Annotated in this window: 14 protein-coding genes and 1 pseudogene; 5 read left to right on the plus strand and 10 right to left on the minus strand. The window is 70.2% G+C overall.

The features are described 5' to 3' along the window. Nucleotides 1-8: 8 nt before the first annotated feature. The 4 genes from JYK02_RS03860 to JYK02_RS03875 all read right to left on the minus strand — a co-directional run bounded on the left by JYK02_RS03860 (nucleotide 9) and on the right by JYK02_RS03875 (nucleotide 5,452). Nucleotides 9-1,247, minus strand: coding sequence for an MFS transporter (locus JYK02_RS03860; RefSeq protein WP_207048483.1), 1,239 nt, complete (start codon nucleotides 1,245-1,247; stop codon nucleotides 9-11). Between the two features lie 94 nt (nucleotides 1,248-1,341). After that, nucleotides 1,342-2,418 (minus strand): ATP-binding response regulator, encoded by a 1,077-nt coding sequence (locus JYK02_RS03865; RefSeq protein WP_207048484.1) that lies wholly within the window; start codon nucleotides 2,416-2,418, stop codon nucleotides 1,342-1,344. Continuing rightward, nucleotides 2,415-3,884 carry an ATPase domain-containing protein gene (locus JYK02_RS03870; RefSeq protein WP_207048485.1) on the minus strand — a complete coding sequence of 490 codons (1,470 nt, stop codon included), beginning with the start codon at nucleotides 3,882-3,884 and terminating at the stop codon, nucleotides 2,415-2,417. Before JYK02_RS03870 ends, JYK02_RS03865 begins: the two co-directional genes overlap by 4 nt. Nucleotides 3,885-4,111: 227 nt before the next feature. Further along, a complete protein-coding gene (locus tag JYK02_RS03875; protein WP_207048486.1) occupies nucleotides 4,112-5,452 on the minus strand; it encodes an MFS transporter in 1,341 nt (446 codons plus the stop codon). A gap of 167 nt (nucleotides 5,453-5,619) precedes the next feature. On the opposite strand from JYK02_RS03875, the gene JYK02_RS03880 reads away from it, so the two are divergent. From JYK02_RS03880 to JYK02_RS03895, 4 genes are all read left to right on the plus strand, one after another. Further along, a complete protein-coding gene (locus JYK02_RS03880) occupies nucleotides 5,620-6,885 on the plus strand; it encodes a serine/threonine-protein kinase (RefSeq protein WP_207048487.1) in 1,266 nt (421 codons plus the stop codon). A 43-nt stretch (nucleotides 6,886-6,928) separates the two neighbouring features. Then, nucleotides 6,929-8,008, plus strand: coding sequence for a PEGA domain-containing protein (locus JYK02_RS03885; protein ID WP_207048488.1), 1,080 nt, complete (start codon nucleotides 6,929-6,931; stop codon nucleotides 8,006-8,008). Nucleotides 8,009-8,087: 79 nt separating this feature from the next. Continuing rightward, entirely contained in the window at nucleotides 8,088-10,112 is a 2,025-nt protein-coding gene (locus tag JYK02_RS03890) for a TonB-dependent receptor plug domain-containing protein (protein WP_347402419.1), read from the plus strand. 71 nt (nucleotides 10,113-10,183) lie between these two features. Next, nucleotides 10,184-13,129 carry a DEAD/DEAH box helicase gene (locus JYK02_RS03895; protein ID WP_207048490.1) on the plus strand — a complete coding sequence of 982 codons (2,946 nt, stop codon included), beginning with the start codon at nucleotides 10,184-10,186 and terminating at the stop codon, nucleotides 13,127-13,129. 9 nt (nucleotides 13,130-13,138) lie between these two features. Here JYK02_RS03895 and JYK02_RS03900 read toward each other — a convergent pair whose 3' ends face one another. The 5 genes and pseudogenes from JYK02_RS03900 to JYK02_RS03920 form a co-directional block, all read right to left on the minus strand. Next, nucleotides 13,139-13,891, minus strand: a complete 753-nt coding sequence (locus JYK02_RS03900; protein ID WP_207048677.1) for a DUF5953 family protein — start codon at nucleotides 13,889-13,891, stop codon at nucleotides 13,139-13,141. Then, a pseudogene (locus JYK02_RS03905) lies at nucleotides 13,888-14,814 on the minus strand (DUF6310 domain-containing protein). Before JYK02_RS03905 ends, JYK02_RS03900 begins: the two are co-directional and overlap by 4 nt. Nucleotides 14,815-14,822: 8 nt before the next feature. After that, entirely contained in the window at nucleotides 14,823-15,224 is a 402-nt protein-coding gene (locus JYK02_RS03910; protein ID WP_207048491.1) for an arsenate reductase ArsC, read from the minus strand. A gap of 24 nt (nucleotides 15,225-15,248) precedes the next feature. Continuing rightward, the gene (locus tag JYK02_RS03915) at nucleotides 15,249-16,352 is read right to left on the minus strand and encodes a winged helix DNA-binding domain-containing protein (RefSeq protein ID WP_207048492.1); all 1,104 of its coding nucleotides are present in this window, start codon (nucleotides 16,350-16,352) and stop codon (nucleotides 15,249-15,251) included. Nucleotides 16,353-16,375: 23 nt separating this feature from the next. Next, nucleotides 16,376-17,338 (minus strand): TIGR03885 family FMN-dependent LLM class oxidoreductase, encoded by a 963-nt coding sequence (locus JYK02_RS03920; protein WP_207048493.1) that lies wholly within the window; start codon nucleotides 17,336-17,338, stop codon nucleotides 16,376-16,378. A 155-nt stretch (nucleotides 17,339-17,493) separates the two neighbouring features. Here JYK02_RS03920 and JYK02_RS03925 point away from each other — a divergent pair, with 155 nt between their 5' ends. Next, nucleotides 17,494-19,158 carry an alpha-amylase family protein gene (locus tag JYK02_RS03925; protein ID WP_207048494.1) on the plus strand — a complete coding sequence of 555 codons (1,665 nt, stop codon included), beginning with the start codon at nucleotides 17,494-17,496 and terminating at the stop codon, nucleotides 19,156-19,158. Between the two features lie 43 nt (nucleotides 19,159-19,201). On the opposite strand, the gene JYK02_RS03930 is transcribed toward JYK02_RS03925, so the two are convergent. Further along, nucleotides 19,202-21,829, minus strand: coding sequence for a M12 family metallopeptidase (locus JYK02_RS03930; protein ID WP_207048495.1), 2,628 nt, complete (start codon nucleotides 21,827-21,829; stop codon nucleotides 19,202-19,204). Nucleotides 21,830-21,913 lie beyond the last annotated feature (84 nt).

Here is a 21,913-nt window from a genome sequence, read left to right on the forward strand (position 1 = left end):
TGACTCCGTCAGGTCTCGTAGGCCGCGAAGCCGCGCGAGCGCAGCGTGCGCAGCAGGACGGTGAAGAGGAGGAATCCGAACGCCGCGCCCCCCATGACGGGCCGCACGCCCAGCCGGTCCGCGAGCGCGCCCTGCGACCACACGCCCACCGTGAAGCCGACGAAGAGCAGCATGGAGTTGAGGCTGGCGATGCGCGCCTGGAGCTCGCCGGACACGCGCGCCTGGCACAGCGTGGCCAGTCCCGTGAGCGTCAGCATGTACAGCGCCCCCAGCAGCAGCACCGCCGCCGTCGCCATCCCCAGCGATGGGGACCACCAGTACGCCGCCGCCACCGGGCCAATGAGCAGCAGGCTCACCTCCAAGAGCCTCGCGCGCCCCATCCGGTCCGCGAGCGTCCCCGCGCTCAGCGCCGCCAGGAGCGCGCCCGTGCCCTGCGCCGTCACCAGCATCGACGTGGCGCCCGCGTCCTGACCGAACACGCGGATGGCCATGACCGGCGCCAGCGCCGTGAACGGAGCGATGCAGATGGCGATGGCCAGCGTGCCGCCCATGGCCATGAGCAGCCCCTCGTCCGCCCGCGCCACCTGGAAGCCCCGAGCGATGCCCGCCCACACGCCCTCCGGCACCGCGGGCTTCGCGGCGGCCGGAGCCCCCCGCACGCCCAGGAGCGCCAGCATCACCGCGCCGAAGGAGAGCGTGTTGAGCAGCAGCACCCAGCCGATGTCCGCGTGCGCGATGATCAGCGCCGCCAGCGCCGGACCGCAGATGCGCCCCAGGTTGGCCTGCGCCGAGTTGAGGCTGAGCGCGCTGTGCAGATCCTCCTTCGGCACCGAGACAGCGATGAGCGCGGAGAACGCGGGCATGAACAGCGTGACGGCGCATCCGTTGAGGAACGAGATGACCGCCACCCACCGCACCGTGAGCCCGCCCGTGAAGGCCAGCGCCGCCAGCGTCCCCGCGAGCACCATCTGCACCAGCGCGCCCAGTGCCACCGTGCGCCGCCGGTCGAACCGGTCCCCCAGCGCGCCTCCCAGCGGCGAAAGCAGGATGGACGGCAGCCACGTCAGCGCCGCCACGCCGCCCGTCCACTCCGCCCGGCCCGTCACCTTCGTCACGTACACGCCCAGCGCCAGCACCTCCATCCACGTGCCGATGTTGGACAGCGCCGCGCCACCCCACAGGAAGGCGAAGTTGCGGTGCTTCAACGCGCGCAACGAGGACAGGCGAGGCGGTCGGGGCGTGGACACACTCGCTTTCTAATTCACCGAGAGCGCCGGGTGTTCACGGACTTCTGTGCTGGGCGGGTTGGAGGGAATTGCGGCGGAAACGTGCAGTGCTGCTTCAGTTCCTCCGGGGCAGACGGAGGGTGAAGGTGGAGCCCTCGCCCAGGGTGGAGCGGGCGGAGAGCGAGCCGCCGTGCAGCCTGGCGAGCGAGGCCGCGATGAAGAGGCCCAGGCCGTGGCCGCGTCCCCGGTCCTCGTCCGCGCGCTGGAAGCGGTCGAAGACGTGGGGCAGGGCGCTGGCGGGGATGCCCACGCCCCAGTCGCGCACGTGGATGAGGACCAGGCCCGGGTTGATGGTCACGCCCACTTCGATGTGTCGCGAGGTGCCGCTGTACTTCACCGCGTTGGAGAGCAGGTTGTTGAGCACCTGGCGCAGCCGCTCCGCGTCCAGCATCAGCGGCTCCAGCGGCTCCCCGTCGCGGAAGGTGAAGTCCATCTCCGGCTGCAGTTCGCGCCATTCCTGGACGAGGTCCTGGAGGAAGGGCACCAGCGACGTGGGCGCGAGCTTCAGCTCCAGCTTGCCGTCCGCCAGCCGGGAGGCGTCCAGGATGGACGTCACCAGCCCGTTCATCCGGTCCAACTGGCGCAGGACGGCCTCCGCGGAGCGGCGCTCGTCCTCGATGCCGCGCTTCTGGACCTTGCGCAGCAAGAGCTGCGTGTTGAGCCGCGCGGAGCTGAGCGGCGTCTTCAGCTCGTGCGCCACCCAGTTGAGCATCTCCTCGCGCGCCAGGCTCACGGAGCTGGATGGCTCGCGCGCGGCCGGAGCGGCGTCCGTCCGCTGCGCCGCGCGGTACTGGAGCGCGTTGCTCACGGCCTGCTCGAAGGTGGACAGGTCCACCGGCTTCGCGAGGAAGGTCTGCGCCGCTTCACGGCCCTGGGGCCGCGCCGCGCTCAAGAGCAGGAAGGGCACGTCGGACAGCGTGGGCTCGGAGCGCATGGCGTGCAGGAGCTGCATGCCGGTGCGCCGGGGCATCATGTGGTCGCTGACCACCAGGTCCGGCGTCTCCGTGCGCGCCAGCAGCAGCGCCTCCTCGCCGTTGTGCGCGCGGATCACGCGGTGGCCCAGGTCCTCCACCACCTCGGAGAAGACCTCCAGGAGCGCCTCTTCATCCTCCGCGATGAGGACCAGGCTCATTCACCCAGCCCTCCGATGCTGCTCCCCAGCGGGCGGGCCTGGCCTGTCAGCAGTCCCACTGCGGAGCGCACGGGCGCGAGCACCTTCACCCCGCTGTCCTTGATCTGGAACTCGCGCAGGTCGGCGGTGTACTCACTGTCCCGCATCTTGAGCACGGACAGGATGCGGTGCATCTGGCCGTGCAGCTCCACGTAGCGCAGGAGCAGCAGGTTCTCTCCCAGGATGGCCACCGGCGCGTCGTTGAAGTCCAGCTCCGTGCCGACGATCTTCGGCACCTCCCGGGTGAACAGGGAGGTGATGTTCCGGATGCGCAGCCGCATCGCGAGCGAGGCCATGAACATGCGCCGCCGCTCGGGGTCCAGGATGGACAGCTCCAGGTCCGTGAGCCCGTCCACCACCAGCCGCTGGACGCCGAGCGCGTCCACCTTGCGCAGGATGTCCCGGACGAGCACGTCCCCTTCCGCCTCCATGGGGGGCACGTAGTGGAAGAACAGCCGGGACTCCTCCAGCAGCGGGGTCACGTCCAGTCCCACGCGCCGTGCGCGCGCCGCGAGCATGGCGGGCGCGTCGAAGAAGGAGACGAAGAGCGACTTCTCCCCGTGGCGCGCGGCGTCCGCGGCGAAGTGCAGGGCGAGGATGGTCTTCCCGATGCCCATGCTGCCCGCGAGCATCGTGGTGCTGAGCTGCGGAAGCCCCCCGTGCATCAGCGCATCCAGCTCCGGCAGCCCGAAGCCCTTGCGAAGGAGCGTGGGGGGCTCGTCCTGGAAGGGCACCGGGGTGGCCTCCAGGCGCGGGATGAACTCCACGCCCTCCTCGTGGATGGTCATGGTGTGCTCACCGGTCAGGTGGGGCCGGCCGCGCAGCTTCACCACCTCCACCCGGCGCACCCGGCGCGAGCCGTGGGTCTGCACGGACAGGGACACGATGCCGTCCACCGTGGTGGCCTCCGGCAGCGCCATCAGCCGGTCCAGCGGGTACTCCGTGGTGAACAGGCCGATGCAGTTGCTGGCGGCCAGGCCGATGCCCAGCTCGTAGAGGAACTCGCGCAGCCGCGCCTCGTCCTGCCAGAGGTCCCGGATGGAGCGCAGCCCGTCGATGAAGAGCATGGCCGCGCCGCGCTCGCGCACCGTCTGCAGCAGCAGGTCCCGCGCTTCCTTGGGGCCCCGCTTGAGCGCGGAGTAGGCGCTGATGATGAAGATCTTCTCGCCCAGCAGCTCCGGCTTGAAGAAGTTGAAGCTGGACAGGGCCCCCATCAGCTTGTCGTGCGGCTCCGAGGTGACGGTCGCCAACACCACGGGGATGCCCCGCGCCGCGGCCTGGAAGGCCACCTGGCTGCACAGCACCGTCTTCCCGGATCCGGGCGTCCCGGTGACGATGAAGGACTGGCGCGGAGGGATGCCTCCGCCCAGGAGGACGTCGAAGCTGGGGATGCCGCTCTGGAAGAGGGCGGACTCACTGCTGGGCATTCCAGGTTCCGTCAGTCGGCGAGGAATTCATCGCGCGAGGCTTCCGCCGCTCGAAAGCGCGCGCCGGGACAAGATGCGCACGGCGAACAGGGCCCGCCCGAAGCGCCCTCCGTGTTGTTGCCGCATAACCGACACCTCCGGCGTGAGCCAGCCTTCCAGGCCCGCACCGGACGCGGAACGGCGTCGGGTGAACACCTCCGGCTCCTCAGGGAGCGGCCAGCCAGGCCTCAGCGCGAGGGCGTGGGGGGCGGCGCCGGGTCGCTCGCGCGGGCGGCGAAGCCCCGGGACCGCAGCAGCGCCACCGCCAGCCCCACCGCGCACACGCCGGAGACGTAGTGCGCGGGCGCGAGCGGGCTCTCTTTCATGGCCAGCGTGACGGCGAGCGGCGTGAGGCCGCCGAACAGCGCGTAGGCCACGTTGTAGGAGAACGACAGCCCGGAGAAGCGCACCGCCGGAGGGAAGGCGTGCACCATCACCGCGGGCACCACGCCCGCGACGCCCACGCAGAACCCCACGGCCGCGTAGAGCGGCACCAGGTGCTCCGGCGCGCTCGCCACGCCCCGGTAGAACAGCTGCGCGGCCACGAGCAGCACGCCCGAGCCGATGGCCATGGCCCGCGTCGCCCCCAGCCGGTCCGCCAGGAGCCCGTAGCAGACGCAGCCCACGGTGAGCGTGAGCGTGGCCACGCTGTTGGCCGCCAGCGCCCGCGCGGGCGGGATGCCGTGCAACTGCTGCATCAGCGTGGGCGTCATCAGGATGACCACGACGATGCCCGCCGTCAGCACCCAGGTGAAGATCATGGACACGACGACGGCGGGCGCGTGGCCCTGGAGCGCGGCCTTGAGCGGCAGCTCCTTCACCAGCGCCTTGCGCTGACGCATCTCCTCGAAGACGGGCGTCTCCTGGAGCCAGCGGCGCAGGAACACGGCGAGGAAGCCGAACACGCCGCCCACGACGAAGGGCACGCGCCAGCCGTACGCCATCACCTGCTCCGGCGTGAACGCGGTGTTGACCGCCGTGGCCACCAGCGACCCCAGCAGGATGCCCAGCGTGAGCCCGGAGGTGAGCGTCCCGCACGCCAGCCCCACGCGGTGCTCCGGCACGTGCTCGGAGACGAACACCCACGCGCCCGGCACCTCGCCGCCCACCGCCGCGCCCTGCAACAGCCGCAGCGTGAGCAGCAGGAGCGGCGCCGCGTACCCGGCGGTGGCGAACGTGGGCAGGAGGCCCATGCACAGCGTGGGCACCGACATCAGGAAGACGCTCAACGTGAACATCCGCTTGCGCCCGGTCCGGTCCCCGAAGTGGGCCATCACGATGCCGCCCAGCGGCCGCGCCAGGTAGCCCGCCGCGAACAGGCCGAACGTCTGCAATTGCCGCAGCCACTCCGCCGTCTCCGGCGGGAAGAACAGCCGCCCCATCACCGCCGTGAAGAACACGAAGATGATGAAGTCATAGAACTCCAGCGCGCCCCCCAGCGCCGCCAGCCCCAGGGTGCGGATGTCCTGGGCGGACAGGGGACGGGGAGCGGTCAGCGGAGACGGGGCGTCGGAGGAGGAGGTCGCCATGCGCTTGAGGACCGGGAGGATATGCCGGGACACCCCCCCGGGCCCCATCCGTTACGTTGTTAAAGCGTATTCACCGTAAAACCTGTTGACACGGTGTGCGAAACTTGTGAGCCGAGCGTGTCACCGGTATCTTCCCGGAATTACGAGTTCCGTCCGGGGAGTACAATTTGGACAGGGTTGACACCGCCACGCCGTCGCCGGCCGCCCCCGGAGTGGACATCCGCTTCGGCAAGTACCGCATGGTGCAGCGGCTGGCCGCGGGCGGCATGGCGCACATCTTCCTTGCGACCCTCGACGGGCCGGACGGCTTCTCCAAGGCGTGCGTCATCAAGCGCATCCTGCCGGAGTACGCGAACCTGGAGCCCTTCGCGCGGATGTTCGCGGACGAGGCGAAGGTGGCGGCGCTGCTGACGCACCCGAACATCGTGCAGGTGTTCGACTTCGGGAAGATCGACGGCCAGTACTACCTGGCGATGGAGTGGATTCAAGGCCAGTCGCTGGATCGCATCATGCGGCACGCGGCGGCGGCGAACATGCCGCTGGGCCCGCGCGTGACGGTGGACGTGGGCATCGCGATGTCGGACGCGCTGACGTACGCGCACGCGAAGACGCTGTCGGACGGGACGCCGCTGAAGCTGGTGCACCGGGACATCACGCCGGGCAACGTGCTGGTGTCGCGCGACGGCATCGTGAAGCTGGCGGACTTCGGCATCGTGAAGAGCTCCGTGAACCTGGAGCGCACGGTGGCCGGGGTGGTGAAGGGCAAGTACGCGTACATGTCCCCGGAGCAGATTACGAACCGGGAGCTGGACCACCGCTCGGACCTGTATTCGCTGGGCATCGTCCTCTACGAGCTGTCCACGGGGCGCCGGCTGTTCAAGCGCGACACGATGGAGGCCACCATCGTGGCCGCGTCGCAGGGGGACGTGCCGCCGCCGTCGAGGGTGGCGCCGGGTTTCCCGCCGGAGCTGGAGCGCATCCTGCTCAAGCTGCTGGCGAAGGACCCCGCGCAGCGCCACCAGACGGCGCGCGAGCTGCACGACGACCTGGAGCGCTACCGCACGGCGCAGCACTGGACATCCGGTGGCCGGGAGCTGGCGACGCTGATGGCCACGCTCTTTCCGCCGGACGCCTCCGGCCGGGTGTCCACCGCGGTGGCGGTGCCGGGCTCCATGCCGGGCTCGTCCAGCCTGGTGGGCTCGGGTGTCTCCAGCGCGCCGCAGGCGATGCCGGACCATGCGCTGGAGGTCCAGGAGTCCAGCGCGCTGGTGCCCACCGGCATGCTGCCCCGGAGCACCGGGACGGGCTCCACCACGGGCGTCATCCCGGCGCCGGAACAGCCGGCCGCGCCGGAGGCGTTCCCCTGGGCGCTGGCCGCGGCGGCGGGCGTGGCGCTGGCGGGCAGCGCGGTGTTCTGGCTGTTCATCGCGTGAAGGGCGGGCGCATCGTGTCGTCGTGGGAAGCGGGACAACGAACGTGAAGAATCAGAAGACCTGGGTCGCCGTCATCCTGCTGGGCACCGTGGCCGTGAACGCCGGGGCGTACCTGATGGTCCGCTCGCGCAAGGCCGCGCAGCCCGAGCCCGTCGCAGCGCGCCCTCCCGTCCCCACGCCCGACGTGGCCCCGCCGCCGCCGCCCGTGGCCGCGCCGTCGGAGGACGCGAACGCGGGGCTCGTCCGGGCGCTGCGCGCGTCGGGCCTGGCCGCGCTGGAGGACCGCGACTACGACCGCGCGGTGGCGCAGTTCACGGAGGCGCTCAAGCTGCGCCCCAACGACAAGGACAGCGATCTCACGCGCCTCTTGGGCATCGCCACCGACCTGCGCTCCCGCGGCCAGTCCCGCACCGCGCAGGCGCCCACGCCCCGGGAGCCGTCGCCCGGCCGCACGCCGCCCCGCACGCGCGCCGCGAAGCTCGCCGCCGCCCGGGCCGCGCGTGAGCAACAGCATGCCGCGGAGGCCGCTCCGCAGGAGGAGGCGAAGGGCGGGCTCCTGCTGGTGACGTCCACGCCGCCGGGCTTGGTGGTGATGGTGGACGGCAAGGCGCTGGACCTGACGCCCGCGCGGTTGCAGGTGTCCGCGGGCACGCACCGCGTGGTGCTCGCGCAGGGCGACCGCCGCCTGTACGAGGAGACGGTGGAGGTGGATGGGGACTCGGTGCGCTCGCTCAACCGCGACCTCTCCGCGGAGCTGACGCCGTCCGCGCCCAGGCCGGCCCCGGTGCCCGTGGCGGCCGTGGGGCCCGCGTCGCCCCCCGCCGCGACCGCGTCGCCCGCGGGTGGGCCCGCCCCGGCCCCGCGCACGCCGGAGTCCACGACGCCGCCGGAACCGTCCGTGGCCAAGGCCGCAGTGGCGCAGCGGGGCGACCTGGAGGTGACGTCGCCCGGGCTCTACGGCGAGGTGTGGATCAACGGCCGGCCGTATGGTTTTCCGCCCATCTCCGCGCAGGCGCTGCCCTCCGGCCCCGCGCGCGTGGAGGTCCGCGTCAACGGCGAGGTGAAGCGGCGCATGACGGTGGAGGTCGAGCCGGGCCGCAGCACCCGCGTGCGTGTGAAGTGAAATCAAGCTGATCCCCCCCGCATCCCCCCCTCTTTCGAGAAGGTTGTTTCGTATGGGTTTCACCAGACACGGGCGACGTGTGTGTGTATGGCTTGCGCTGCTGGGCGCGGGCACGGGCTTCGCGCAGACGGAGCCCACGCTGGATCCCGGACCGCCGGAGACGCCCTCCGTGGACGAGCAGCGCGAGGCCCAGCTGGAGGACGAGCCGGAGGTGCACAGCCAGGTGGCGTCCTTCGCCATCACGAAGCTGCACGACTCGCCGGCCGTGGTGACGGCCATCACCGCGGATGAAATCCGTGCCTCCGGCGCGCGCGACCTGATGGACGTGCTGCTCAACGTGCCCGGCTTCTTCTTCGGCGTGGACGTGCAGGGCACGGTGGGGCCGGGCTTCCGGGGCCTGTGGGGCCAGGAAGGCAAGGTGCTGCTCATCATCGACGGCAAGGAGATCAACGAGCAGCTCTACTCCACGATGCAACTGGGGCACGAGTTCCCGGTGGAGCTGATTGAACGCATCGAGGTCGTGCGCGGCCCCGGCTCCGTCATCTACGGCGGCAACGCGGAGCTGGCCGTCATCAACGTCATCACCCGCGGCATCCAGGGCAGCACGGACGCGCTGGCGGTGGGCACCTACGGGCAGCTGTCGCACGGCCTGGGCCGCCGCAGCCTCACGCTGTCCGGGCGCAAGGTCTTCGAGAGCGTGCCGGGCCTGAGCGCCTTCGCCTCCGCGTCGCTGGGGCAGGGGCAGCGCAGCGACGCCGTCTTCGAGGACTTCTACGGCGGCTCCGCGAGCATGAACGGCGCGTCGCGCATGGACCCCACGGTGGTGCAGGCCGGCGTGGGCTTCCGCGACCTTCAGCTGAGCGTGCTGTACCAGCGCCAGGACACGTCCTCGGTGGTCTCCGTGGACGAGGTGCTGCCCGCGCCCGCGGACACCGACTTCGAGTCCTTCCACGCCGAGCTGAGCGACCGCTTCCGGCCCACGGACCGCATTGAAATCATCCCCCGGCTGAACCTCACGCTGGGCGAGTCGTACCGGGACTCGGACCCGGACTCGGAGTTCTTCTACGACAAGCGCTACCGCCGCATCCGGGGCCGGGCGCTGGCGCGCTGGGCGGCGTTCGACTTCCTCCAGCTCACGGGCGGCGTGGACCTGGCGTTCGACCAGGGCCAGCTGCGGGGGCCCGCGGGCATCGGCCTTCAGGAGCCCTTCAACGGCGACGAGGACACCGTCTCCTACCGCAACGTCGCGGGCTTCGTGGAGGCGTACTCGGACAACCCCATCGCGACGGTGGTGGCGGGCGCGCGCTTCGAGGACCACAGCTTCTTCGGCAGCTCGTTCGTGCCGCGCCTGGTGCTGCTCAAGTCCTTCGGGCCGGTGAGCGGCAAGGCCCTCTACAGCCGCGCCTTCCGCGCGCCGGGCATCGAGAACATCTCCCTGGGTGACGACGTCCGGCCGGAGCGCACCACGGTGTACGAGCTGGAGGCCACGGTGCGCCTGGGCGAGGGCCAGACGTTCAGCGCCAACGCCTTCGACGTGGGCGTCACGGACCCCATCATCTACTCGTACGACGCGGACACGGGCTCGGAGGCGTACCGCAACCTGGGCCGCCTGGGCAGCCGGGGCATCGAGCTGGACTACCGGCTGCGCGGGCCGTGGGGCCGCGCGCAGGTGGGCTATTCCTTCTACCGGCCGGGCGGCCGCAACGACGTGGAGGACTACCTGGTCCCTGGCGAGCCCAAGGCCTTCACCGGCCTGCCCACGCACAAGGCGACGCTGACGGGCACGGCGAAGGTGCTGCCGTGGCTGTCCGTCAGCCCCACCGCCGTGCTGGTGGGCCAGCGCTTCGCCGTGGGCGCGCCGGACGAGGAGGGCAACTCGGAGGTCCAGACGCTGGCCCCCCGGCTGCTGCTCAACCTCTTCGTGCGCGCGGAGAACGTGGGGACGAAGGGACTGGAGATTGGCGCGGGCGTCTACAACCTGCTGGGCAGCGACTTCCGGGTGGCCCAGCCGTACAGCGGCGGCCACGCGCCCCTGCCGGTGTTCAGCCGGGAGTTCCTGGTGAAGCTCACGTACCTCTTCGAGCCGTCCTACGACGACGAGTAGCCTGGCCGTCGGACACAGCGCATCCGACGTTGCGCAAGGGCGTGGCGGGGCGTAGGGAAGCCGTCCCCGCCATGTCCGAGAACACCCAGCTCCTCGAAGCCGTCCGCAAAGAAGCCAAACCGGGACTCTGGTCCAGGGGCGTCAGCCTCGCGCGCGATGGCGCGGTGGCGCTCCAGTCGCGCACGGCCTCCGAAATCGAGCTGCGCGTGAAGGTGGCGGGCCGGGCGGTGGCCTTCACCGTCGTCCTCTACCCGGGCGACGAGGCGTGGGAGTGCGACTGCCCCAGCCCGGTGGACCCGTGCGAGCACGTGGTCGCGGGGGCCATCTCCCTGGACAAGGCGGAGAAGCAGGACGCGCCGCTGGAGGCGGTGGCGGAGCGCTGGTCGCGCGTCGTGTACCGCTTCACGCGCGTGGAGGGCGGGCTGCAGCTGCACCGCGTCCTCGCGCACGCGGACGGCACGGAGGAGCCGCTGGAGGACCTCACCGGGCGCCTCGCGAAGCCCCAGGCCGGCGTCACGCTGCAGGTGGAGCAGGTGGACCTGGTGATGGAGCGCCTCCTGGAGCGGCGCACCCGGGGGCCGCTGCTGGCGGAGAAGCTGGACGCGCTGCTGCGGGCGCTGGAGCCCGCGCGCAACGTGCTGCTGGACGGCCGGCCGGTGGCGGTGTCCAGCGAGGTGCTGCCTCCGCGCGCGAAGGTGGAGGACCGGGGCCAGCAGTGGGTCATCACCATCACGCGCGACCCACGCATCACGGAGGTGGTGAGCCCCGGCGTCGCGCTGACGGCGGAGTCGCTGGTGCGCCTGGGCGAGACGGCGATGACGGGCGCGTGGCTCCAGCACCTGCCGCTGGTGCGCACCTATTCGCCCGAGCAACTGGGCGAGCTGTCCGCGAAGATTTTGCCGGAGCTGGCGCGGCGCATGCCGGTGGACATGAAGAGCCGCCGCCTGCCGCCGCTGGACCGCGACCTGAAGCCGCGCATCCTGCTGGAGCTGAACCAGCTCACCCAGGGCCTGTCGGTGCTGCCCACGCTGGTGTACGGCGCGCCGCCGTCGGTGCGCATCGACAACGGGCGCATGGTGTACCTGCGCGGCGCGGTGCCGCTGCGCGACGAGGCCGCGGAGCAGAAGCTGCTCCACCAGCTGCGCGATGAGCTGAACCTGGTGCCCGGCCGCCGGCTGACGGTGCAGGGCCCGGAGATGATGCGCTTCGCGGACAAGCTGCGGAAGTTCCGGGGCGACCTGGGCGGCGACGCGGCGGGCATCGTCAGCCCGGACATGCGCCTCAAGCCGTCGCTGCGCGTGGAGGGCGGCGCGTCCGGCGCGGGCGTGCCGGAGGTGCGCTTCACGCTGGAGTTCGAGGTGGAGGGCGGCAAGGGCGGCGCGCGCACGGTGGACGCGGCCGCGGTGGTGCGGGCGTGGACGGAAGGGCTGGGGCTGGTGCCGCTGGAAGGGGGCGGCTGGGCGCCGCTGCCGCGCGCGTGGCTGGACAAGAACGGGCAGCGCGTCGCGGACCTGCTGGCCGCGCGTCAGGAGGACGGCCGTGTCGCGAACCACGCGCTGCCGGAGCTGACGCAGCTGTGTGAGTCGTTGGATCAGCCGCCGCCTCCGGGCCTGGACAGGCTGGCCCCGCTGGTCGAGGGCTTCGAGAAGCTGCCGCCGCCGGTGCTGCCCGCGGAGCTCAACGCCACGCTGCGCGCGTACCAGCAGCAGGGCGTGAGCTGGCTGTCGTTCCTCAAGGGCGCGGGGCTGGGCGGCATCCTCGCGGACGACATGGGTCTGGGAAAGACGCTCCAGACCATCTGCATCCTGGGCCCCAAATCGCTGGTGGTGTGCCCCACGAGCGTGCTGCCCAACTGGGTGGCGGAGCTGCAGCGCTTCCGGCCGTCGTTGAAGGTCTGCGTGTACCACGGCCCCGGCCGCAAGCTGGACCCCGCGGCGGACATCACGCTCACCACGTATGCGCTGTTGCGCCTGGATGCGCCGGTGCTGGGCGCGCCCACGTGGGAGGCGGTGGTGCTGGACGAGGCGCAGGCCATCAAGAACCCGGAGAGCCAGGTGTCGCGCGCGGCGTTCGGGCTCAAGGCGAACCTGCGGCTCGCGCTCAGCGGCACGCCGCTGGAGAACCGCCTGGATGAGCTCTGGAGCCTGATGCACTTCACCAACCCGGGCCTGCTGGGTGGCCGCCGCCAGTTCGAGGAGAAGACGGCGCAGCCCATCTCGGACGGCAAGCCCGGCGCGGCGGAAGGCCTGCGCCGCCGTATCCGTCCGTTCATCCTGCGGCGTCTCAAGCGGGACGTGGCCCCGGAGCTGCCGCCGCGCACGGACTCCGTGATGCACGTGCAGCTGGATGAGCGCGAGCGCTCCGTCTACGACGCGGTGATGGCCGCGACGCGCGCGGAGGTGGTGGCGCTGCTCAACGAGGGCGGCAGCGTGCTCAAGGCGCTGGAGGCGCTGCTCCGGCTGCGGCAGGCGGCCTGTCACTCGGCGCTGGTGCCGGGGCAGCACGCGAAGACGTCCTCCAAGGTGCAGACGCTGGTGGACGCGCTGGAGACGGCGGTGTCGGAGGGCCACAAGGCGCTGGTGTTCTCGCAGTGGACGTCGCTCTTGGACCTCATCGAGCCGGGGCTCAAGGAGGCGGGCATCGGCTTCGAGCGGCTGGATGGCGCGACGGCGAACCGGGGCGAGGTGACGGCCCGTTTCCAGGGCCAGGACGGCGCGCCGGTGTTGCTCATGTCGCTGAAGGCCGGAGGCACGGGCCTGAACCTCACGGCGGCGGACCACGTGTTCCTGATGGATCCGTGGTGGAACCCGGCGGTGGAGGCGCAGGCCGCGGACCGCGCGCACCGCATCGGGCAGGAGCGGCCGGTGATGGTCTACCGGCTGGTGTCGCAAGGCACGGTGGAGGAGAAGATCCTGGGCCTCCAGGAGAAGAAGCGGGCCCTGTTCGAAGCCGCGCTCAGCGAAGCCGCGGGCGCCGCCGCCATCACCCGCGAGGACCTGCTCCAGCTCTTCGCATGAGCTGGCGCATCACTTCGCGCGTCCACCGATTTCCGGGAAGCGCTCGTAGGCCTGCTTGAGCGCTTCCAGGTGGGCCGGGTCGTCCAGGTCGAGCGGCGTCTGCGTGAGCTGCACGACCCACCCGCCCGATGCCGTGCGCCGCGCCCGTGAAAGCAGCTCGGCGTCACGGCCCGGGTCCGGGAACCCGATGGCCTTCGCGGCCGCGGCTGACCAGTAGTTGAGCCAGCCCAGGAAGTAGGGCGTCTCGGGCCTGGGGCTCTTCTCTGGAAGGTCGAGCATGGGAAGCCCTCGGGGGGAGCGCTCCGGTCCATGCGGCGCGCGGCGGAACTGCCGCGCGACTTCCGAGCCGTAGCCATACGGCGACGCGTGTCCCCAGAACGACCGCGCTCCTTCCGCCATGGCCTCGAGTAACTCCGCCGCTGCCGCGATCACCGGCTCGTCCAACGGCAGTCCCGCATGCACTTCGAGCTGGGGTTGGCCACCTGGGCTGAAGAGTCCGGACCGTCCCCTGCCATTCACTGTCACGGGGTAGCGCTCGTCTCCGTTGCACACCATGGGGAATCCCCCGTCCTCGGTCCGCTCGGTGAGCCACACGTCTCGCTGCGGCAACGCAACGGGGCGCCCGCCTTCCGCGAGGCGCCACTCCAAGCGTAGGCCGGAGAGCGCCTGTTCCATTCCACGGACGACAGCGATCGTACGGCCGTCGTCATCCGAGAGCGCAGGCGCATAGACCGTGAGGGTGAGGGTTCTGCGCCTGTTCATCGCGTGCACCCCGTAACGACGACTTCGAGCGTGGGATCCGCGGCTTCCAGCGCTTCTTTGTGTGCCTCGGTACTCACGCCAACGACGAAGCGATATCCACAGGCCGCTGCGGCTCCTCGCTCCTTTGCGATTTGGACCAATTCCTTCTCAATCTCCTGATCCTGGATGAACCCGTTGTATGTGTCGAATCGGTGGGTCTTGATCTCCCACAGTACGCGCACGCCCACTTGCAGCGCGTCGAACCGTACTCCGTCGACGAGCACGTCCATTCCGGGATACCGGTTGTGCGGAAACCTGTCAGCGCACTTGTTGTGTGCGTCGTCCTCGCCCGCATGGGGAACAGGAACAGGTTCGCAGCTGGCGCGGCCGGTCCGGCTCGCGGACACGGGGGGCAACGGGGGTTGCCAGTCCTGTCCCTCTGGCTCTGGTTTCAGCTTGGGCTTTCACTCCTCTACAGCCTCGCGAGTTGCAACCTTCGTTCCTCGCGTGACTCCTGCTTCCTCGGGGTAGTGGTGGCGTAGCTCGTAGGCATCCAGTTCTTCCTTGATGGCGACGGCGACCACCACCACGCCCAGGACGATCACGGCGCCCACGGCGATTTCAGGAGCCGCCAGCACGCAGAACCCGAGTCCCACCGTCGCGGCATCCGCGGACGCGACCGTGCAACTTCCCGTGGTGTCGTGGAACTCGATCCGCTCGTGGTCGAGGGCCCGATAGCACCGCTCCACCAGCACCGGCCAGGGCTGGGAAGCCTCGCGAACAACACACCGGCCGCCGTCTTTCCAGGGCAGCGCCGCCGCTCGCTGGAGGTTGGCGACCCGGGGAGGCCGCGACGTCGGCGCAGGCGTCGTAGCGCATGCCGTGAGGAAGAAGAGCAGTGCGGCACAAGCGACAACGAGTCGCTCTGGGCCAGCGGCACGCATCGTGGAAGTCATCGAGCCCATGCCTCTCGTAGCAGAAGGTCCAATACCCGCGAGCGCACGTCGTCCCGGATCTCTCGCACGCGCTCCAGGGGCTTGCCCTTGGGGTCCTCCAGAGGCCAGTCACCCCGCTTCAAGCCAGGCACGAAGGGGCAGGCATCACCACATCCCATGGTGATGAGCCACTGGGCATCCCGGGCGAGCTCCTCCGTGAGGAGCTGGGGTCTGGCCTCCGACAGGTCGATGCCCACCTCCGCCATGACGGCCTGGACTTCGGGGTGCACTCGGGAGCCGGGCTGTGTCCCGGCGGAAACGGCATGCGCGCGCGTCGGGTCCGCCAGGGCGTTGAAGAAGGCCGCCGCCATCTGGGAGCGGCCGGCGTTGTGCACACAGGCGAAGATGACCTTCTTCATGGGGACGACTCCTGGGTTGGGCTGCTACTTCGCGAACGCCACCGCGACCTTCGTGGCCTCCGGGTCGCTGAAGCGCAGGAGGGCTTCTCCCTCCTGCACCAGCGACTCCTTCGCGGCCTTCTTCACGGGCTCGAAGGGCTTGCACACCAGCGTCGCGGCGCCCTTCTTTCGCTCGGTGCTCCAGGAGCCCGCGACGTAGCCGTCCACCAGGTACACGTTCAGCACGCGCAGGTTCTTCGTGGACAGCTTCTCGCGGTGCTCCTCGGGGACGACGCGGGTCCGGTCCGCGTGCGACAGGATGAGGTTGTCGAAGTCCGGCAGGAAGCGCACCGGCGCGGGCGTGTCCTCGGCCGGGCGCGGAGCCTTGGGCAAGTCGAAGAGGACGCGCTTCTTCTCGTCGCGGAACTCCACCAGCTTGCCTCGCACCTTCTCGAACGCGTCCTTCAGCGGCTTGATGCCGGACCAGGACTGCATGTCCGCCACCGTGGCGGGACCGAACGCCGCCAGGTAGCGCAGCACCAGCGGGGAAGGGTCCTCGTCCGTGGACAGCTTCTCGCCTAGCCAGGACTCCGCCAGCGTGAAGCCGGAACTCCCGGGCCAGCCCCACTCCTGCCCCTCCTCGGGGACCTGGACGAGCGGCAGCATCATCCGCGCGGCGAAGCCCATGGCCCGCTCGTCGCCGCCCACGTGGTGCTTCAGCAGGTGCGCGCGTACCTCCTCGAAGGTGCGGGGCTGCTCTTCAAGAAAGGGCTTCGCGGTGGCCAGCAGCGCGGGCAGGTCCAGCGCCGTGGCGCGCTCCTTCAGCACGGAGCCCATGGCCGCGTTGAGCAGGGGCTGGAAGAGGCCCCGGTAGCGCAGGTAATCCTTCGCGGTCATCAGGTGCAGCGTGCCGCGCATCATCGTGCCGCGCGCCAGCTCCCGCTTCAGCGCCAGCTTCGTGAGCTGCTCGCGCTGGAAGCCCTGGAGCCGGGACCACAGGGCCAGGTACGGCGGGCGCGCGAGCTGGGCTTGCAGCCCCACCAGGTGCTCGATGGCGCGGGGCACCGTCAGCTTCTCGCGCGTGAGCAGGAGCTGGCGCGCGAGCGTGGCTCGGTTGAGGGCTTGCGTGGACAGGACGTCGCTGGGCATGGGCCCAGCATAGCCAGCGGCCTTCAGCGCGTGAGGGCGGGAATCACCTTCGCGCCGAACGCGTCGATGAACGCGTCCTGGTCGCGGTTGACGTTGTGCAGGTACAGCCGGTCGAAGCCCAGGCGCAGGTCCTCGCCCAGCCAGTCCACGTGCTGCTGGAGGCTGCTGGAGACGCGCAGCGGGCCGTCCAGGTCATGCGGCTGCACCACGCTCGCGGCCTCCGCGAACTGCGCGGGCGTGCGCAGGTCCGTGAGGACGCTGTTGGAGAAGATGTTGGACGCCCACTGGTTGTAGGCGCCCTCGCGGGCCAGCTCGTCGTCCTTCGAGTACGACAGCTGCACCTTGAGGAACATCGGCTTGCCCTCGCCGCCGCCCTTGCGGAACGCGTCCACCACCTTCCGCAGCTCTTCCGGGGGCCGTGCGGTGGTGATGAGGCCGTCCGCCCAGCTCCCCACCCACTCGGCCGTCTTCGGCGTGACGGCGGCACCCACCAGCAGGGGCATGTCCCTGGGGCGCGTGTAGAGCCTGGCCTCCTCCACCGTGACGAGGCCCCGGTGTGTCACCGTCTCGCCGCGGAAGAGGGCGCGCATGATGTCCACGCACTCCTTCAGGCGCGCGTTGCGCAGGTCCTTCGCGGGCCAGCCGGTGCCGGTGATGGCCTCGTTGAGGTACTGGCCGCTGCCCAGCGCCATCCACGCGCGGCCGGGGAACATCTCGTTCAGGGTGCCCAGCGCCTGCGCGACGATGGCCGGGTGGTAGCGCTGGCCCGGCGCGGTGACGGAGCCGAAGGACAGCCGCGTGGTCGCGAGCGCGGCGCCCATGAACGCCCAGGCGAAGCCGCTCTGCCCCTGCGCCTCCGTCCACGGGTGGAAGTGGTCGGAGTTGAGCGCGGCCTGGAAGCCCGCGCCCTCCGCCTTCTGGGACAGGCGCAGGAGTTCACTGGGGGAGAACTGTTCGTGCGACGCGTGGAACCCGATGAGTGGCATGCAGGCGCCACCCTGGAGCGGGAGCCGTCCCGCCGCGAGGCCCGTCCTCGCGCGAGTGTTGGCTGAACGAAGTCCGCCTGCCCCCGGGTGTGGGGTTCCGCACGGCGGTCTCATCCGAACGGCCGGTGCACGCGAGGGAGGGCTAAACGGAAAGAATGATTGAAGACCTCTGGTACAAGAACGCGGTCGTCTACTGCCTCGACGTCGAGACCTTCATGGACGGCAACGGCGACGGCGTGGGGGACTTCAAGGGCCTCAAGCGCAAGCTGGACTACCTGGCGGGCCTGGGCATCACGTGTCTGTGGCTGTTGCCCTTCCAGCCCACGCCCAACCGCGACAACGGCTACGACATCAGCGACTACTACGGCGTGGATCCACGCCTGGGGGACCTGGGCGACTTCGTGGCCTTCACCCACGAGGCGAAGCTGCACGGCATCCGCGTCATCATCGACCTGGTGGTGAACCACACGTCGGATCAACACCCGTGGTTCCAGGCGGCGCGCAAGGACCCGGACAGCCCCTACCGCGACTACTACGTCTGGGCGAAGAAGAAGCCCAAGGACGCCAACAAGGGCATGGTCTTCCCGGGCGTGCAGGCCTCCACGTGGACGTACGACAAGGAGGCGCGCCTCTGGTACTTCCACCGCTTCTTCGACTACCAGCCCGACCTCAACGTCGCGAACCCGGAGGTGCGCGAGCAGATCCTCAAGATCATGGGGTTCTGGCTGGAGCTGGGCGTGTCCGGCTTCCGCGTGGACGCGGTGCCCTTCCTCGTCGAACTGAAGGGCGTGAAGAACCCGGACGTGAAGGACCCGTACAAGCTGCTGGAGGAGATGCGCGAGTTCCTGTCGTGGCGCAAGGGCGACGCCATCCTGCTCGCGGAAGCCAACGTCACCATGGACGAGGTGGTGGAGTTCTTCGGTGAAAACGACCGCATGCAGATGGTGTTCAACTTCCTGGCGAACCAGAACTTCTACCTGGCGCTCACGCGCGGGGACGTGACGCCGCTGGTGCAGGCCTTGAAGTCGTCACCGAAACTGCCGCACACGGCGCAGTGGGCGAACTTCCTGCGCAACCACGACGAGCTGGACCTGGGGCGCCTGTCGGACGAGGACCGGCTGGAGGTGTTCCAGGCGCTGGGGCCGGACAAGAGCATGCAGCTGTATGACCGCGGGCTGCGCCGCAGGTTCGCGTCCATGCTGGACGGGGACCGCCGCCGCATCGAGGTGGCCTACAGCCTGATGTTCTCGCTGCCGGGGACACCGGTGCTCTGGTACGGCGACGAATTGGGCATGGGGGAGAACCTGGCGCTGGTGGAGCGGCAGGCGGTGCGCACGCCCATGCAGTGGAGCCCGGAGCCGCACGGCGGCTTCACGCTGGCGGAGGCCCCGGTGAAGCCCCTGGTGTCGGACGGGCCCTTCGGCTTCCAGCACGTGAACGTGGCGCAGCAGCGGCGCGACCCGGCCTCGCAGCTCAACTGGACGGAGCGCATCATCCGCGCGCGCAAGGAATGCCCGGAGCTGGGCTGGGGCGCGTGGAAGGTGCTGCGCACGGGCAACAAGGGCGTGCTGGCCATCCGGTACGACTGGAAGGGCAACGCGCTGGTGGTGCTGCACAACCTGGCGTCGCGCCCCTGCACGGTGAAGCTGGACGTGGGCGGCGAGGAGCCGTGCACGCTCTTCAACGTGCTGAGCGAGGGCCACTCCCGGCCCTCGGATGACGGGCGCCACGTGCTGACCCTGGAGGGCTACGGCTACCGCTGGTTCCGCGTGGGGCTGGAGAACCCCGCGCGCAAGCACCGCGCGGAGCCGCTGCCCTGAACGAGAGGGAAGCGGCCCCGCCGGTGTCATCGCGTCCGAGGCTTCAGTTCATCTCCACCTTCTGGAAGAGCCGCTCCGGCGGAGCGACGCCGTCGGAGAAGTCCAGGATGGTGGTGTAGTAGGTGGGGTCCCACGCGGAGCCGTAGAGCACCTGGTCGTGGCCCAGGCCGCGGAAGTCACCCACCAGCATCCGGTTGGCCAGCACCGTCGGGTAGTAGCTCACGCCCTGCGCCTCGCTGTAGCGCACCTCGGCCGGCGCGACGCCGTCGAAGAAGTCCGCGATGAGCATGGCCGTGCCGGTGGTGCCGTTGTTCACGAGCAGGAGCTGATCATAGCCCAGGCCCCGGAAATCCCCCGCCGCCTGGTTGTCGTCCGCGTCCGTGAGGCCGTCGAACAGCGTGAAGGCTCCGGACATCTCCACGTAGCGCACCTGCGCCGGCGCCACGCCCGTGCTGAAGTCGAGGATCTTCACCCGCGCGCCCGCACCGGAGCGGTTGATGCAGAGCACCTGGTCGTAGCCCCGGTTCTGGAAGTCGCCCACGTAGAGCTTGTCGTCCGGCTCGGAGCAGTCCTCGAAGGAGTTCGGCATGCTCCAGGACTCGTGGTAGCCGGTTTCCGCGGGGGCGACGCCGTCGCTGAAGTCGTTGATCATCACGCGCCCGCCCGTGCCGGAGCGGTTGAAGAACAGCACCTGGTCGTGGCCCCGGTTCAGGAAGTCACCGGCGAGCTGCGTGTCCTCCGGGTCGTGCCAGCCGTTGAGCAGGCCGTTCTGTCCCCAGGACTCCAGGTAGCGCACCTCGGCGGGGGCCACGCCGTCGCGGAAGTCGGTGACCATCACCCGGCCGCCCATGCCGTCGTTGTTGATGAAGAGCATCTGGTCGTAGCCCAGGCCCCGGAAGTCACCCTGGAGCTTGATGTCGCTGGGGTTGTGCCAGCCGTCCAGCAGGGGCGATGCGCCCCAGTTCTCCCGGTAGTGGTAGTTGGGGAACCCGCCCGCGTTGACGTAGCCGGAGACCTCGACGCGCGGGCCATAACCCGACCCGTCGATGGCGATGAGCTGGTCGGAGCTGCCCGCGCCCGCGAAGACGCCCGCCTTGTAGACGGACGGCATGGCCAGCCGGAACGTCTTGGGCGCGTTGCCCAGCAGCGGGCTGTTGCGGCCCTGCTGATCCAACGCGTAGATGCGCAGCGTGTGGTCCTGCCCGTCCACGTAGACGTCCGGGATGCGGAAGGAGAAGCCGTTGGCGCCGGACACCATGGGGTAGGCGGCCTTCACGTCCGCGCGGTAGAGGTTCGCCACCACGTTGGCCACGGACGCCGGGTTGCCGTCGATGGAGTAGTAGACCGTGATGGACGCCGAGGGCGAGTCCAGGTCCAGCGCCCAGCCCGTCACCGTGCCGTCGCCGGCGACGTTGTCGAGCGTGCCGAACGCGCCCGGCAGGTTGAAGGTGCGCGGCGAGCCCGCGAGCAGCGGGTTGTGGATGCCCTGCACGTCGAGCCCGTAGACGTACATCGTGTGGTTCTGGCCGTCGCGGTAGTACGCGGGCACCGGGAAGTAGAACCCGTGGTTGCCCAGGATGCCGTCGTACGCGCTGTTGACGTCACCGCGCGCGACGTTCGCGGTCGCGGCGCCACCGAACGCTCCGGAGCCGGACGGCCCGTCGATGTAGAAGTGCACGCCCACGGAGACTTCCGGTGACGCGGTGTCGAACGTCCAGCCCTTCACGTAGCCGGTGGAGGTGATCTCCTCGAAGTTGCCCTTCATCTCACCCGGGTACATGGACGCGGCGGAGGCGACGTCACCCGCGCTCAGTCCGATGCGCTGGCCGATGGACTGGCCGCCCTTGGTGCGGATGGTCTGGAGCGTCGCGCCCGTCGCGGGGTCCGTCTTCCCGAACGCCGTGGCGCCGTAGTGCATGATGGACCCGTAGTCATAGGGCCCGAAGTTGTCGCCGTCGCTGATGTGCTGCTCGAAGTTGTGCTCCTTGCCGTCGAGGATGTTGTCCCAGAGGATCTCCACGAAGTCGTCGCGGAACTCGCGGCTCTGCTCGTGCCAGAAGCCGATGGCGTGCCCCAGTTCGTGGATGACGGCGCCCAGGCCGCACGCTCCCTCCAGCGTGATGAACTGCCGGCCGCCCTGGCGTCCCACGGCCGACGAGCAGCCCTGGCCCTTCACGAAGTAGACGTGGTCGGTGGACGAGGGCGTGCTGGCGGAGACGGGCACGAAGCGCAGGCCCGTCTTGCGCTGCCAGTGCCGGATGGCGTCGTTGATGACGTAGTTGTCGTCCAGCGAGCCGTAGACGTGCACGTACGGGACGACGCCGTTGGGCCAGCGCTTGCTGCTGCCGGTGACCTGGATGCTCTCCGCGGAGACGCGGTTGCCGGCCTGGGCCTTCACCTTCGGGGACTCGCGCTCCACGTCCTCCACGGTGCCCAGGATGATGTCGCCTTCGAAGACGGCCAGGCCGTTGACGGCCTCGTACTTCACCTCACGGGACTCGGCCTTGGGACCGATGCGGACCCACGCGGAGCGCACGCCGGAGATGGCGGGCGCCTGCGGGGCGGGCGTGGGCGGAGTGGGCTCGGCGGCGTCTTCAGGGCGGCAGGCGGTGCCAAGGCAGGCCACGGCCGTAAGCGCCCGGATGACCCGGGCGTGATGGGTGATGCGCATGTGGGAATCCCCCTCGTTGGGTGTCGCGGTGACTCGCGGTGCAATACGCAGGGACTCGCGAAAGCTGGCTGTGCGGTGGTGAAA

This window comes from Corallococcus macrosporus (assembly GCF_017302985.1).
Classification (GTDB): Bacteria; Myxococcota; Myxococcia; order Myxococcales; family Myxococcaceae; genus Corallococcus; species Corallococcus macrosporus_A.

Excerpts from the sequence above, each read along its gene's own strand:
- JYK02_RS03925 (WP_207048494.1), top strand. The coding sequence starts at position 17,494 with ATGATTGAAGACCTCTGGTACAAGAACGCGGTCGTCTACTGCCTCGAC.
- JYK02_RS03915 (WP_207048492.1), bottom strand. The coding sequence starts at position 16,352 with ATGCCCAGCGACGTCCTGTCCACGCAAGCCCTCAACCGAGCCACGCTC.
- JYK02_RS03920 (WP_207048493.1), bottom strand. The coding sequence starts at position 17,338 with ATGCCACTCATCGGGTTCCACGCGTCGCACGAACAGTTCTCCCCCAGT.
- JYK02_RS03870 (WP_207048485.1), bottom strand. The coding sequence starts at position 3,884 with ATGCCCAGCAGTGAGTCCGCCCTCTTCCAGAGCGGCATCCCCAGCTTC.
- JYK02_RS03895 (WP_207048490.1), top strand. The coding sequence starts at position 10,184 with ATGTCCGAGAACACCCAGCTCCTCGAAGCCGTCCGCAAAGAAGCCAAA.
- JYK02_RS03910 (WP_207048491.1), bottom strand. The coding sequence starts at position 15,224 with ATGAAGAAGGTCATCTTCGCCTGTGTGCACAACGCCGGCCGCTCCCAG.
- JYK02_RS03900 (WP_207048677.1), bottom strand. The coding sequence starts at position 13,891 with ATGAACAGGCGCAGAACCCTCACCCTCACGGTCTATGCGCCTGCGCTC.
- JYK02_RS03930 (WP_207048495.1), bottom strand. The coding sequence starts at position 21,829 with ATGCGCATCACCCATCACGCCCGGGTCATCCGGGCGCTTACGGCCGTG.
- JYK02_RS03865 (WP_207048484.1), bottom strand. The coding sequence starts at position 2,418 with ATGAGCCTGGTCCTCATCGCGGAGGATGAAGAGGCGCTCCTGGAGGTC.
- JYK02_RS03875 (WP_207048486.1), bottom strand. The coding sequence starts at position 5,452 with ATGGCGACCTCCTCCTCCGACGCCCCGTCTCCGCTGACCGCTCCCCGT.